General features: G+C 51.7%; 15 protein-coding genes. 7 read left to right on the top strand and 8 right to left on the bottom strand.

The window, feature by feature from the left end:
- Positions 1-143: 143 nt before the first annotated feature.
- Positions 144-1,073: an electron transfer flavoprotein subunit alpha/FixB family protein gene (locus ACQ661_RS04985; RefSeq protein WP_110076673.1), complete on the bottom strand. Its 930-nt coding sequence runs from the start codon at positions 1,071-1,073 to the stop codon at positions 144-146.
- Positions 1,070-1,819: an electron transfer flavoprotein subunit beta/FixA family protein gene (locus ACQ661_RS04980; protein ID WP_110076674.1), complete on the bottom strand. Its 750-nt coding sequence runs from the start codon at positions 1,817-1,819 to the stop codon at positions 1,070-1,072. The genes ACQ661_RS04985 and ACQ661_RS04980 overlap by 4 nt, the downstream gene beginning before the upstream one ends.
- Before the next feature lie 123 nt (positions 1,820-1,942).
- Between ACQ661_RS04980 and ACQ661_RS04975 the strand changes: the two genes are divergently transcribed.
- The 4 genes from ACQ661_RS04975 to pgsW all read left to right on the top strand — a co-directional run bounded on the left by ACQ661_RS04975 (position 1,943) and on the right by pgsW (position 5,529).
- Positions 1,943-2,383 carry a SufE family protein gene (locus ACQ661_RS04975; RefSeq protein ID WP_431667786.1) on the top strand — a complete coding sequence of 147 codons (441 nt, stop codon included), beginning with the start codon at positions 1,943-1,945 and terminating at the stop codon, positions 2,381-2,383.
- 164 nt (positions 2,384-2,547) lie between these two features.
- Positions 2,548-3,792 carry a poly-gamma-glutamate synthase PgsB gene (gene pgsB / locus ACQ661_RS04970; protein WP_431667785.1) on the top strand — a complete coding sequence of 415 codons (1,245 nt, stop codon included), beginning with the start codon at positions 2,548-2,550 and terminating at the stop codon, positions 3,790-3,792.
- Positions 3,789-4,367, top strand: a complete 579-nt coding sequence (gene pgsC, locus ACQ661_RS04965; RefSeq protein ID WP_110076676.1) for a poly-gamma-glutamate biosynthesis protein PgsC — start codon at positions 3,789-3,791, stop codon at positions 4,365-4,367. The genes pgsB and pgsC overlap by 4 nt, the downstream gene beginning before the upstream one ends.
- A gap of 10 nt (positions 4,368-4,377) precedes the next feature.
- Positions 4,378-5,529 (top strand): poly-gamma-glutamate system protein, encoded by a 1,152-nt coding sequence (pgsW, locus tag ACQ661_RS04960; RefSeq protein ID WP_431667784.1) that lies wholly within the window; start codon positions 4,378-4,380, stop codon positions 5,527-5,529.
- Positions 5,530-5,555: 26 nt separating this feature from the next.
- On the opposite strand, the gene tcdA is transcribed toward pgsW, so the two are convergent.
- The 6 genes from tcdA to rppH all read right to left on the bottom strand — a co-directional run bounded on the left by tcdA (position 5,556) and on the right by rppH (position 11,766).
- A complete protein-coding gene (gene tcdA, locus ACQ661_RS04955; protein ID WP_431667783.1) occupies positions 5,556-6,344 on the bottom strand; it encodes a tRNA cyclic N6-threonylcarbamoyladenosine(37) synthase TcdA in 789 nt (262 codons plus the stop codon).
- 70 nt (positions 6,345-6,414) lie between these two features.
- A complete protein-coding gene (locus ACQ661_RS04950) occupies positions 6,415-7,266 on the bottom strand; it encodes a thymidylate synthase (protein ID WP_431667782.1) in 852 nt (283 codons plus the stop codon).
- Entirely contained in the window at positions 7,263-8,105 is an 843-nt protein-coding gene (gene lgt, locus ACQ661_RS04945) for a prolipoprotein diacylglyceryl transferase (RefSeq protein ID WP_431667781.1), read from the bottom strand. The genes ACQ661_RS04950 and lgt overlap by 4 nt, the downstream gene beginning before the upstream one ends.
- A 3-nt stretch (positions 8,106-8,108) precedes the next feature.
- Entirely contained in the window at positions 8,109-8,900 is a 792-nt protein-coding gene (locus ACQ661_RS04940; protein WP_431667780.1) for a sulfite exporter TauE/SafE family protein, read from the bottom strand.
- Positions 8,901-8,934: 34 nt separating this feature from the next.
- The gene (gene ptsP, locus ACQ661_RS04935; protein ID WP_153826488.1) at positions 8,935-11,208 is read right to left on the bottom strand and encodes a phosphoenolpyruvate--protein phosphotransferase; all 2,274 of its coding nucleotides are present in this window, start codon (positions 11,206-11,208) and stop codon (positions 8,935-8,937) included.
- A gap of 45 nt (positions 11,209-11,253) precedes the next feature.
- Positions 11,254-11,766 (bottom strand): RNA pyrophosphohydrolase, encoded by a 513-nt coding sequence (gene rppH / locus ACQ661_RS04930; protein WP_110076682.1) that lies wholly within the window; start codon positions 11,764-11,766, stop codon positions 11,254-11,256.
- An 87-nt stretch (positions 11,767-11,853) separates the two neighbouring features.
- Between rppH and mutH the strand changes: the two genes are divergently transcribed.
- The 3 genes from mutH (at position 11,854) to rimK (ending at position 13,933) form a co-directional block, all read left to right on the top strand.
- Complete coding sequence (mutH, locus tag ACQ661_RS04925; protein ID WP_153826379.1) at positions 11,854-12,519, top strand: DNA mismatch repair endonuclease MutH; 666 nt, start codon at positions 11,854-11,856, stop codon at positions 12,517-12,519.
- 80 nt (positions 12,520-12,599) lie between these two features.
- On the top strand, positions 12,600-13,031 hold the full coding sequence (locus ACQ661_RS04920; RefSeq protein WP_153826380.1) for an ATP-dependent zinc protease family protein: 432 nt from the start codon (positions 12,600-12,602) through the stop codon (positions 13,029-13,031).
- Positions 13,028-13,933, top strand: a complete 906-nt coding sequence (rimK, locus tag ACQ661_RS04915) for a 30S ribosomal protein S6--L-glutamate ligase (RefSeq protein ID WP_110076685.1) — start codon at positions 13,028-13,030, stop codon at positions 13,931-13,933. Before ACQ661_RS04920 ends, rimK begins: the two co-directional genes overlap by 4 nt.
- The last annotated feature ends 28 nt before the right edge of the window (positions 13,934-13,961 follow it).

Below are 13,961 nucleotides of genomic sequence, written 5' to 3'. Positions count from 1 at the left end.
TATGTTTTGCAACAAAAAACCTCCGGATGGTTGCCCACCCGAAGGCCCTCTCTTTTCGTCTTTCGTCTTTCGTCTTTCGTCTTTCGTCTTTCGTCTTTCACGAAGCACGAACCACGAACCACGAAGCACGAATCACGTCTCTTCTACAACGCTTGTTCTAACTGCGGCAATACATCAAACAAATCAGCGACCAAGCCGTAATCGGCTACTTGGAAGATCGGTGCTTCTTCGTCTTTGTTGATGGCGACGATGACTTTTGAGTCTTTCATGCCTGCTAAGTGCTGGATAGCACCGCTGATACCAACAGCGATATACAGGTCTGGGGCAACGATTTTACCGGTTTGACCCACTTGCATATCGTTTGGTACGAAGCCGGCATCTACGGCTGCACGAGATGCGCCCACTGCTGCACCTAGTTTGTCTGCTACTTTTTCGAGTAACTGGAAGTTTTCGCCGTTTTGCATGCCGCGGCCACCTGAAATAACCACGCTGGCGGCGGTTAGGTCTGGGCGTTCAGATTGAGCTAGTTCTTCGCCAACAAACTCAGCTTTATCTGAGTTAAAGACGGCGTCGATGGCTTCTACGCTGGCACTGCCGCCTTCGGCTGCTACCGCATCAAAGGCAGTACCGCGCACGGTGATGACTTTGATGGCATCAGTAGCCTGTACGGTGGCGATGGCGTTACCTGCGTAGATCGGACGCTTGAAGGTATCGGCGCTTTCTACGCTAATGATGTCTGATACTTGGGCTACATCTAGCAAAGCGGCAACGCGCGGCATGAAGTTTTTGCCGGTGGTGGTTGCAGCAGCCAGAATATGGCTGTAGTTCTTACCTAAATCAGCTACTAAATCGCCTAAGTTTTCAGCTAAGAAATGACCATAAGCGGCATTATCTGCGAGCAATACTTTGCTCACGCCAGCAGCTTGTGCAGCTTGTTCTGCGACCGCTTGGCAGCCTGCGCCAGCAACTAGCACGTGAATGTCGCCACCGATTTGTTGGGCTGCGGCTAGGGTTTTTAGCGTAGCTGCGTTTAAGCTAGCGTTATCGTGTTCGGCAATGAGAAGAATGCTCATATCACTTTTGCCTCATTTTTTAATTTTTCAACTAACTCAGCAACGTCGGCCACTTTGATACCGGCACTACGTTCTGCTGGGGCTTCAACTTTTAATAAGTTTACGGTACGGGCTACGTTGACGCCTAAATCGGCGGCGCTCATCACATCTAGCGGCTTCTTCTTCGCTTTCATGATGTTTGGCAAAGATGCGTAGCGCGGCTCATTTAAACGTAGGTCGGTGGTGACGATAGCTGGCAATTGCAGCTTCACCGTTTGTAAGCCACCGTCGATTTCACGAGTGACCTGCACGCTACCTTCAGCAACGTTCACTTTTGAGGCAAAGGTACCTTGTGGCATACCGGTTAAGGCGCCAAGCATTTGCCCGGTTTGGTTGTTGTCTGAATCGATAGCTTGTTTGCCCAGAATCACCAGCTGTGGTTCTTCTTTGGCAACCACGGCTTGCAATAACTTAGCTACCGCAAGTGAGTCTGGTAGTTCATCAGTTTCAACTTGAATAGCACGGTCGGCGCCTAGCGCTAAGGCGGTACGCAGTTGCTCTTGCACTGCTTTAGGACCAATACTGACCACCACAACTTCGGTGGCATGGCCTTGCTCTTTAAGACGAACAGCTTCTTCTACCGCAATTTCACAGAACGGGTTAAGAGCCATTTTGACATTGGCTAGATCAACGTCTGATTGGTCCGCTTTGACGCGAACTTTAACGTTGTAATCAATGACGCGTTTCACCGCCACTAATACTTTCATGGTGTCGTTCCTGTTGTGTTATTTTCAGTTCAAAAATGGATTTAGACTCTGCAAGATTAACATTTTTCGCAGCAAAAATGGTACTCTTACCGCCATATTTCTTAGCAAGGTTTGTTTCATATCATGTACGGCATCCTCTCTGAATCCGATCTCAAGCAACTGGCGACGAGTTTTGTGAAGCCCGATCAGCGGCTGCGCGAATTGGTGCTGTTAGCTAAGCAGACGCCCCTTACATCGGCCTTGCAGCAACCGCAATTTGAGGTGTTTGGCTGCGAAGCTAAGGTATGGTTGCAATGCCAATGGCTGGCGAGCACCAGCGGCCCCGCCACTCCAACCGCTGCACCGCAGACTGCGTCCTTACAGCTTGAGCTTGGTAGTGAATCGCGCACCATTCATGGTCTGTTACAGCTGATCAAGCAAGCGTTGCAAGGCGCCAGCCCCACGCAACTAGAAGCGTTTGATTTGGCGGCCTATCTGCAGGCGTTACATTTAGATGACTACATCAGTGAGTCGCGACGCGATGGTTTGCAGGCTGTGGTGGCTGCAATCAAGGGTAAAGCTTAGGTAAAGTCATCATCTGTTGGTTGTATTAAAGCGTAGATCAGTTCGTAATGATTGCATTGTAAAGACCCTAGTAACTAGCTGGTTTGCTTGAAGAAGCAATTTTTTAAGAAGCAGCTAGACTGAGTTGAGCAAGTATTCTGACTCGATAACCTGATGGAGCTGATATGACCGATCAGATGTTCCAATACATTCCAACCATGCTGCTGCTGATGTTAGGGCTATGGCTGACGTTGGTAGTGCTGCTTGCCTTTGAAGCACTCAGCCACCGGTGGACGCTACGTTCTATTCCCATCCGCATTCATGTGAATGGCACCCGTGGCAAAACTTCTGTCACTCGTCTAATTGCCGCCGGTTTGCGTGGTGGTGGTATTCGTACCTGTGCCAAAACCACAGGTTCAGCCGCAGCGATGACCGACCCTGATGGCCGTGAGTTTCCGATTTATCGGATTGCTGGAGCCAATATTCTAGAGCAGATGCGCTTATTAAAGCGGATGGCGGCACTCAAGCCCCAAGCCGTGGTCATTGAGTGCATGGCCCTGCAGCCTCATTATCAATCGCTAACCGAGCTGAAAATGGTGCGCTCTAATATAGGCGTGATCACCAATGCGCGGCCGGACCATTTGGACGTGATGGGCCCGAACGAAACGGATGTTGCTTTGGCGTTAGCCGGCAGTACCAGTGTGCGCGGTGATATGTTTACTGCCGAACGCGATTTGCTCTCTATTCTTAGCGATGCCGCGGCGGATAGACGCAGCACCATGCACGCGGTGAGCTTAGCAGAGGTAGAGGCGATTGATGCCGACACCATGAGCCAATTTAAGTATCGCGAGCATGCCGAAAACGTCGCTTTGGCACTGAAGATTTGTGAGTTTGTTGGGGTCGACCGGCAACAAGCGCTGCAAGGTATGCTGGCCCTTGAGCCCGAAGCCGGCGCCATGCAAATCTTAAAAATCAACTACTTTAATCGTCACTTGATGTTCGTCAATGCCTTTGCTGCTAACGACCCGGAATCTACCGGTTCGATTTGGGAGAATATCCTGAAGCTCCATGCGCCAGCACAAACAGAAGATGGCGAACCGCGCAAACGTATCGCACTGATTAACTGTCGGGCCGATCGCCCCCATCGTAGTCAGCAAATGGCCGAAGCTGCAGCCGAATGGACGCCAGCCGATAAATACTTACTGATTGGTAGCGGTACTTTGTTGTTTGTGCGGACGGCGCTGAAGCACGGGATCCCGCCGGAGCGGTTATTGGTGTTAGAAAACGCACCTGTGACCGAAGTTATTGAACATATTTTAGAGCAATCTGGGCAGCATGCGGTGATTGTAGGCATGTGTAATATTCACGGTGGCGGCGAACAAATCGCACGCTTTTTCCATAACCGTGCAGTTGAAGAGGTTCACGTATGATAGCACTCAACATTTTGGCCGTTGCCATTGGTATCGGTTTATTCTTTGCGTTGTTTTTAAGCCAAATGCTGGGGTTAGCAGCAGGTGGCTTGGTGGTACCGGGCTATATGGCGCTGCAACTCACCAATCCGATGAGCATAGCGTTAACCTTATTTGCCGCCCTACTCACCTATTTGATTGTGCGCACCGTGGCTAGTTTTGCGGTGATTTATGGGCGTCGGCAAACCATCATCATGATTTTAACCGGTTACTTAATTGCCGGCCTGTTTGATGTGTTTTTAGCTAATTTGGTCACTTGGGTTGATCTCGACATGGTGGGCAGCACCTCAGGCGAAGGCGAAGCGCAAGTCGCGATGCTGGAATCAAATCTACTGATGTCGGTGATGGAGACTAATTTAATTGGTTACATCATTCCGGGCTTGATTGCCATTTGGTTTGACCGCCAAGGCGTACTGCAAACCCTCTGCGGTCTTGCAGTGACCGCAGTGCTGGTACGTTTAAGTTTGATTATTTTAATGCCCGATCAACTGGCCGCTTATGAAGCCAGCCAAGCCTTTCAGATGCCAGGTTGGTAAGGAGTAACAGATGGCGAAATATACGAAAATTTATTGGCGCTCGAGTGGTGTACCTACCTGGGGTTTAGTGTTTCTGACGATTGCCGCTTTGTCTGCCTTTTTGCTGGCAGAAAAGCTACAACAGCGCGACCCCGTGGTAGAAGAAAACTACACCACCATGGTTACTGCAGCTCGCATCATGCGTGATGCCATGGATACCTTGCAACCGATTCGGGCCCAGCGTGAACCGATTAATCCGGAATTTGATCCGCAGCGCTCTGGCTTGATTGGGGTATCGACCAGCCCGGTAACCACTACTCGTGGTGGCCGTGAAAGCAAACAAACCACCATTAACCCGAACTGGGCGGCAGTGGCGGTGAAGTTGATGAAGCAAGCCGGCGTTGAACCAGGCGACAAGGTGGCGGTGACCGTATCTGGCTCGTTTCCGGCCATGAACCTTGCGGTGTATTCAGCTATCGAAGCGATTGGTGCCGAGCCGGTCATCATTGCTTCGGCTTCGTCTTCACAATGGGGCGCGAACGTGCCGGGCTTGCTCTGGATTGATATGGAACGCGAGCTACGCCAACGCGGCAAGCTCTCGTTAAAACCTATTGCAGTATCTATCGGTGGCGTAGAGGACCGTGGTGTGGATCTGTCGGCAGAGGGGATTGCGCTGATCAAACAAAGTATCGATCGCGCTGATATTCCGTTATTAGAACCACAAGATTACCAAGAAGCCGTTGCTGAACGCGTTGCCCTGTTTCGTGAATACGCTGAAGGTGAGAAGTACAAAGCCTTTATTAACGTTGGTGGTGGTGCCACCATTGTGGGCCCGCCAGGGATTGATGATCAGTTTAAATCAGGGCTGATTTACGATGCTCCAGCGCGCGCTTTTGCGGTAGAAACCGTGATGGGACACTTTATTCGCGAAGGCACGCCGGGTATCCATATGATTGGTATCAAAGGCTTAGCCGAGCGCTATAACTTACCGTTGGCGCCACTCGAGCCCGTCGCTGTGGGTAATGGCGGGGTCTATAATGCCACCACTTATCGGCGTTGGTTGGCGGCTGTGTTAGGCCTTGGTTTGTTTGGCTTAACTTGGCTGATTGTCCGCAGCGCACGGATCAACAGCGTGTTCCAGCGTACCGGTGAAGATGGTAAGAGTGTGCGTCCTATGGTGTAAACTGACTGGTCTTCGTGTTAGCCGCCTTAAGCATTCGCTTTGGCGGCTAATTTATTGAGCAGTAAAGCGACTGCATGCATCGCAAAGGTGCAGGTCACTGGCATGGCGGCGCCAAAGCCGGTACTGCAATCCATGCGCATACTGCCAGCGCCAGGTTTAGCATGCGACCATTCTTGGCTGCCATCCGCAAGGATGGTGGGATAGCGTAGCTGCTCGGTGGAATAGACCGCAGTCACACCAAAACTGCGTTTAGGATTCTTCGAGAAGTTGTAATTACGGCGCAACATAGAGCGCACCTTGGCGAGCAAGGGATCTTGCGTGGCTTTCGCCACATCAGCGGACGTTACTTGGCTCGGATCCACTTGGCCACCGGCGCCACCGCAAGTCACCAGAGGCAATTTGCGCCGCTTACACCAAGCAATCATGGCCGCCTTGACGGTCACACTGTCAATAGCATCCAGCACGCCGGTCACGCTACCACCCAAGCATGTTTCAAGATTGTCAGCAGTTAAAAAATCATCGATGATATGCACTTGGCAGTCAGGATTAATCTCCCGTACCCGGGCTGCTAACACTTCCGTTTTGAGCTGCCCGACGGTACTGGTAAGCGCCGGCAATTGGCGATTGATATTGGTGATACAAACATCGTCCAAATCAATCAGGGTTAACTGCCCTACGCCACTGCGAGCTAAGGCTTCAACCGCCCACGAGCCGACTCCGCCCAGCCCAACCACAGCGATATGTTGCTCACTGAAGTGGTTAGTAGCCTGCTGGCCATACACCCGCTGAATTCCTGAAAATCGTTGCTTACTCAATGCTGATCTCCTGTGACAAGCAAATGGCGTGTTAGCTATTAGCTATTAGCCAAGACCGACGTTGCCGGCCTTAGACGCTGAATGGATACTGGATGGGGGGATGACATTGATAGCCTTCGACGGCGAAATCATCCAGGGTGACCCAGGTTTCGAGATCTTCAAGGCTTTTGATGTCTGGGTTAATGCGCAGTTGCGGCGAGGCAAAAGGTTCGCGCTTGAGTTGCACATCGCGCATCAGTTGCAGCTGGTCTTCGTAAATGTGTGCGTTCACAATTTTATGGTAAGCAATACCCGGTTTATGGCCGGTAATTTGCGCCATAAGAGCCAGCAACGTAAACACCTGTACTTGGTTAAAGTTTAGCCCCAGTGGCACATCGCACGAGCGCTGATAGCTAGTGAGATACAGGGTGTCGCCTAACAGCGAAAAATTGTGGGTGTGCATGCATGGGCGCAGGCAACCGTAGTCAAATTCACCGGGGTTATAAAAACTGATAATTTCGCCGCGATCATCTAAGCCCTTGCTGAGGTTATCCACCACTTTACGCAGTTGGTCCACCGTGCCCCCATCGGGCTTCATCCACGCTCGGCCTTGTACCCCATACACTCGCCCCATGTCGTCGGTACCACGACGATGAGGGTTGTCGAGCCACGCTTGGTTTTCATTCGCGTTGGCATCCCAAGTTGGTGCACCTAAGGCGCGAAAATCAGCGGCACTGGAATACCCGCGCAAATAGCCTAGTAGCTCCGCAATCGCCGCTTTCCAATAGCTTTTGCGGGTGGTAATTAAGGGTAACTGATTCAGATCAACGCGATAGTTTAAATCCGCATTGATGACCGTGAGGCAGCGTTTGCCGGTACGCTCGTTGGTGACCCAGACGCCCTCATCGACAATACGTTGGCACAAATCGAGGTATTGTCTCATCGGTTTGCTCCTTTGCTCTTGCTAGCACTGGCACTGGTACCTGCACCCGCACGATAGGCATAGATCATTAAGCCGACGCCGGCCAGCACCATAGGCGCGCTTAGCCATTGTCCCATCGACCAACCAAAGGCGAGGTAGCCAAGATGCTCATCGGGTTGGCGGGCATATTCCACCACGAAGCGGGCTAACCCGTACCCCACTAAAAAGAGGCCACCAATGGCACCGGTAGGGCGTGGTTTGCGGCTGAACAGCGCCAGCACCAAAAACAGCAACAGGCCTTCGAGAGCGGCTTGGTACAGCTGCGACGGATGTCGTGGTAAGTCACCGGCGCCGCGAAATACCATAGCCCAAGGCACATCACTGACGCGCCCCCAGAGCTCGCCATTAATAAAGTTACCGATGCGTCCTGCCCCCAACCCAACGGGCACCAGCGGCGCAACAAAGTCACCAATAGCCAACAGGCTCTGCTGACTGCGTTTGGCGAAAATCCACAAGACCGTAATCACCCCCAGTAAACCGCCATGGAACGACATGCCGCCACTGGTGATATCAAATAAATACAGGGGGTTATCAACAAAGTAGGCCCACTGATAGAAAATCACATAGCCCACTCGGCCACCGATAATCACGCCCATGAAGCCCCAAAACAGTAAATCACTGAAGCGCTGTTCGGTCCAACCTTGGGCGGCATAATGAGACATTCTGCATTGGCGATTGCCCCACCACCAAGCAAACAAAAAGCCCACTAAGTACATCAGCCCGTACCAACGCAAATCTAAAGGCCCAACACTAACAATGATGGGGTCGATGTAAGGGTGGTGCAAAACTTCGGATGACATGAATTATCCTATAACTAATTTTAACGAGATAATAACTAAGAAAATGGCGAACCCGCGCTGCAGATGTTTGACCGGCAGCTTTTGGGTTAGATGCGCGCCCAGCGGGGCGCACAGCATCGAGGTAATCGATATTGCCAGCCACGCCTGCACATGCACATACCCTAGCAAGCCATGGGCATTGTCTAGCTGTTGCCCCAAAATAATAAACGCTAGTGCGGCACTCACGCCGATGCTTAAACTACCCACCGATGATACAGCGATGGCTTGTCGAATAGGCACTCGTAAACGTTGTAACAGCGGCACAGTAAGCGAGCCACCGCCGATACCAACCAGCGCCGATAAGGTGCCCATTGCAGCAGCAATCACCGCCATCAAGCGCTTAGATACGTCAGTAAGAGACTCTCCGCCACGCTGTGGAATCAGCATGCGGATGGAAAGCAGCATCAGCACCACCGCAAATATACGTTGCAGCCATTCGGGTTTCAGCAAGGTGGCTAACCAAGCTCCGATCACCGCGCCTACCATCAACCCCGGAATTAAGCGCCGTACCCAAAACCAGCTAACTTGGCCATGCTTGAGATGCGAGCGGGCTGAACTGGAGGTGGTCATGACGATGGTGGCGAGCGAGGTTGCCACCGCCATTTGCACCACTAAATCAGGGGCAACGCCGAGTAACGGCAGCAAATAAATCAGTAAAGGAACTATCACCAGGCCGCCGCCAATACCCAGCATGCCGGCTAATAAGCCTGCCACCATGCCTCCGGCTAAACACCATAACCAGCCTGTTAGTAACACTCGTGCTCCTTAGTTTTCAACTTGAACTTGCGCGTTACGCACCAGCGCGAACAAAGCCGCCTAAGCCAGCATTTTCTAGGGCTAAGATAACCCGTTGCCGCACCTGTTGGGGGCTGCGAGCGGCCAGCACTTGGTGCAACAACTCGGGCAAATCGGCCGCAGCTATGTGCCTTATTATCCAGCGAATGCGATCAATGTTGTAGCTATTCATGCTTAAATTGCGATAGCCCATGGCTAATAGCAAGATGGCGCCACCTGGCTCGCCAGCAAATTCACCACACACAGATAGCGGTTTATTCAGCTCTTGGCAGCGTAGAGCAATTTGCTGCAGCGCATGCAGTACCGCCGGATGATAGGTATCGTATAAATCTGCTACCCGCGAATTATTGCGATCCACCGCCAGCATGTACTGCGTTAAATCATTGGTGCCGACCGAGAAAAAGTCCACTTTGTCAGCCACTAAATGCAACTGATAAATCATCGCTGGCACTTCTATCATTACCCCAATTTGCGGCTGATAGAGTTGTTCGTCCACACTGCATTCTAGCTCTTCTGCCACTTCGTGGTAAGCCTGATGAATCATTCGCACGGCTTCATCGACTTCGTCGGCGCTGGTGATCATCGGCAATAAAATACGTAAGTTGTTGCGCCCTACGGAGGCTCTCAGCATGGCCCTGATTTGCACCAAGAAAATATCAGGGTGGTCTAAGGTCATACGGATGCCGCGCCAGCCCAAGAACGGGTTCTCTTCGCTCATAGGCAAGTACGGCAGGGGTTTGTCGCCGCCCACATCAAGGGTGCGCATCACTACCGGGGCACCACGAAATTGTTCGAGTACCTGTCCGTACAAAGCCACTTGTTCATGTTCTGTGGGCAGGCGCTCTTGCATCATAAAAGGAATTTCCGTGCGGTACAGGCCCACCCCTTGCACGTTCAGCTCACTGAGCCAATCCCGCTCGGTGTTCAGGCCGACATTCAGTTGCAATTGTACCCGTACGCCATCGGTGGTTTCAGCCGGCAAATGGCGGCCTTGCATCACTTTTTGCCGCAACGCCAGCTCTTCGTCGGCCAGCAATTGATATTCCTGCTCCACCTGCAAAGGTGGATTAACAAATACATCGCCGTTGTAGCCATCTACGATCAGGGTTTGTCCGCCTAGCTCACTGATGTCTAAATCGGCTAAGCCTAAGACTGCCGGGATGCCCATGCTACGCGCCATGATGGCGGCATGGGAGTTGCCTGAACCGCGTACCCCAACCATGGCAATAATGTCGCTATGAGGAAGTTCGGCCAGCATAGTGGCGGTAACATCATCGGCCACCAAGATGCATTTGGCTGGGGTTTCAAGATGGCGGCGACTGCGATCTTGCAGGTGCGACAAAATACGCTGACCCAGATCACGAACATCGCTGGCTCGTTCACGAATGTAGTCGTCATCGAGGTTTTCAAACTGTTCTACGAGCTGCTCAACGACTTTTTTTAGCGCCGTTTGCGCACGCCAACCTTCGTTGATGGTTTGCTCAACTTCTTGTCCCAGCGAGGCCGAATCGAGCATGGCGTGATAGACCTCAAAAATCGCCAAAGATTCTTCGGCGACTTGATGCTTCATGCGTTCGCTGAGTTCGTTGAGCTCTTGCCGGGTACGGGCTACGGCCGAGCGAAAGCGCCGTACTTCGTGCTCCGGCATATCGGTACGCTTGGGCGTGACTTCACTTAAGCGAGCCAGCGGCGTCACCACATAGGCTTCACCCATGGCTACCCCGGGCGCGGCCGGATGGCCTTTAAAGGTTTCTAGCCAGGGCGATTGTTTAAACTGATGCAACAAACCTTTGGCTTCAGCATGGGCAATAACCGCCGCTAGCTGGGCCGCCAAGGTCACCACAAAGGCTTCTTCATCGCTGGTAAAGGCGCGCGCTTGATGTTGTTGCACCACCACCACACCTAGCACCCGACGCCGATGAATCACAGGCGCAGCCAACATGGCTTTGTATTGGGATTCAATCACTTCGGGGATGTGAATAAAAGCTGGATGGCTGCTCGCATCGGCAAAGTTGAGCGGCTCTTCGCGCCGGGCAGCCAAGCTGATCACACCTTCGCCAAAGGCAATTTTAATGGGGGTTTCGGAGCGGATTTCGAGCCCATCCGTGGCCGCCATCACAAACATTTGTTGGTCGTGATCAGCCACATAGACGGTGCAAGAATCCGTATCCAGCGCCGCTTTGATTTGGCGCACCATGGTACGTAGCGCCAGCTCAAAGTCTGGCGCTTGATTCACAGCTTCAACAATACGTTGTAAATCACGCAACATGGTTGGCATAAGCGGCCTTCATACTTGTTTCGGAGCAGCCGACGCCTACCGACGGCGGCGCGCTGGCCGAGGTTTCTTGGCTGACGGAGCCAAGGCAAATGGGGCAAACTCTTTCATCACGCGGCGGTAAACATCGCGCTTAAAAGACACCACTTGTCGCACTGGGTACCAATAACTCACCCACCGCCAACCATCAAATTCTGGATGCGACGATTGCATCACATCAACATCTTTATCCTGACATTTTAACCGCAGTAAAAACCATTTCTGCTTTTGCCCAATACAGGTTGGCCGCTGCTCTTTACGAACCAATCGTTTAGGTAAACGATAACGGAACCAATGGCGACTGGTGTAGACAATCTCTACTTGTTCGGGTTTTAATCCGACTTCTTCCCAGAGTTCACGGTACATAGCTTGTTCAGCATTTTCGCCGTCATCTATTCCACCTTGCGGAAACTGCCAACTATGCTGGCCCAACCGCCGTGCCCAAAACACCTGACCGTGCTCATTACAGATGATGATTCCCACGTTGGCGCGAAATCCTTCAGCGTCTATCACGCGAGCGCCCTCATAAATTCGACTTATGGAATAGATTTTTCCATAATCAAGCTAATATTAAAAGAAATAAGGTACCGCATACGCGCCATGGCAACAACAATGGATTTAAAACAACTCTTCGAAAAGGCCAGTGCTTTGGCCGGATATAGCTTTGCCGAAGTGGCTGCAGCGCATGGTTTGACGGTGCCGGCCGACTTACGCCGTAACAAGGGTTGGGTCGGACAATTATTAGAGGCGGCCTTAGGTGCAAGCGCCGGTTCACAGGCGTTACAAGACTTTCCGGAGCTAGGCGTGGAGCTTAAAACCATCCCGCTTAATGCTGCTGGCAAGCCACTCGAGACCACCTTTGTGTGCACCACACCGCTAACTCAGGTGACAGGATTAACTTGGGCCGACAGTAATGTGCGCAATAAATTACAATGCGTGCTGTGGATTCCGATTGATGGCCGACGCGAGATCCCGCTAGCGCAACGCTGCATTGGTACAGCTTTTTTGTGGCAGCCTACTGCTGCAGAAGAACACTTGTTGCAACAAGATTGGCAGGAACACATGGACCGCATTGCCCTAGGCCAAGTGGAAACCATTACTGCTCACCAAGGGCAAGTGCTGCAGTTACGACCGAAAGCCGCTAATAGCCGGGTGTTAACGGATGCGATTGGTCCTGGAGGCGAGCTCATTCAGACGTTACCGAGGGGCTTTTATTTAAAAACCCAATTTACTGAGCAGATCATTCAACGCACTTTTGCACTTTAATTCTATGCGTTAATTAGCAAACAATTTAGCAAACAATGATAAACTGCTGAGTATATGCAGCAGCAGAGAAGGAAATTTTCATGGATACACTCGGTTGGCGAGAGTGGGGAGCACTGCCGGAGCTGGGCATTGGTGCCATAAAAATGAAAGTAGACACAGGCGCACGGACGTCTTGTTTGCATGCGTTTAAGTTAGAGCCTTTCAGCAATCAAGGCGAAGAGTGGCTGCGAATTTGGTTGCACCCCGAGCAGCACAGCGACCGTGAATTGGTTTGTGAAGCCAAAATTCATGACCAACGCGAAGTCACAGATTCTGGTGGTCATACCGAGATGCGCTATGTTATTTTAACGCGCCTGCACGTGGGCAACTTCGATGCCCCGGTAGAATTAACCCTAACCAATCGCGACACCATGAAGTTTAGAATGCTATTAGGCCGCCAAGCCATGCGCGGCCATTTTGTTGTCGACCCTGATAAATCTTATTTACTTGGCCAGCCTGGAGCCACCGCATGAGAATTGCCATACTATCGCGTAACGCCAAATTATATTCAACGCGCCGCCTCATTGAAGCCGCCGAACTGCGCGGCCACACTGTGGATGTGCTCGACCCCCTGCGCTGTTACATGAACATCAACGCACGCGAGTCGTCAATTCACATGAAGGGTAAAGATTTACCGACCTACGATGCGGTGATTCCGCGCATCGGGGCCTCGATTACTTTCTTTGGTACTGCGGTACTGCGTCAGTTTGAAATGATTGGCACGTACCCGCTTAACGAAAGCGTGGCGATTTCTCGTAGCCGCGACAAACTGCGCTCGTTACAGCTGTTAAGCCGTAAAGGCATTGGCTTGCCAACCACCGGCTTTGCTAGTCAGCCGCAAGATATTCCTGATTTAATTGACATGGTGGGTGGCGCCCCGCTGGTGATTAAGTTACTGGAAGGCACCCAAGGTATTGGCGTGGTATTAGCTGAAACCCGGCAAGCGGCTGAGAGCGTGATTGAAGCCTTTATGGGCTTGGAATCGCACATTATGGTGCAAGAGTACATTAAAGAAGCAGGTGGTGCGGATATTCGCTGTTTTGTGATTGGCGATAAAGTAATTGCCGCCATGAAGCGCCAAGCCAAAGCCGGTGAGTTTCGTTCTAACTTACACCGAGGTGGTACCGCCAGCTTAGTTAAATTAACTCCTGCTGAACGTGCTACTGCGGTTAAAGCAGCTAAAACCATGGGCTTAAATGTCGCGGGTGTGGATATTTTACGCTCTAACCATGGTCCGTTGGTGATGGAAGTTAACTCGTCGCCTGGGCTAGAAGGGATTGAAGCGGCCACTGGCAAAGATGTTGCTGACCAGATTATTTCGTTTATTGAAAAAAACGCAGCAGTCAATAAAACTCGTACCAAGGGGCGCGGCTAAGTCCGCTCCCGCCTTTTGACTTAGGGTT

Source organism: Pseudidiomarina sp. WS423 (assembly GCF_050750165.1).
Classification (GTDB): Bacteria; Pseudomonadota; Gammaproteobacteria; order Enterobacterales; family Alteromonadaceae; genus Pseudidiomarina; species Pseudidiomarina fusca.
The sequence above is the reverse complement of the archived record's forward strand: the minus strand, read 5'-3'. Positions and strand labels throughout refer to the sequence as shown.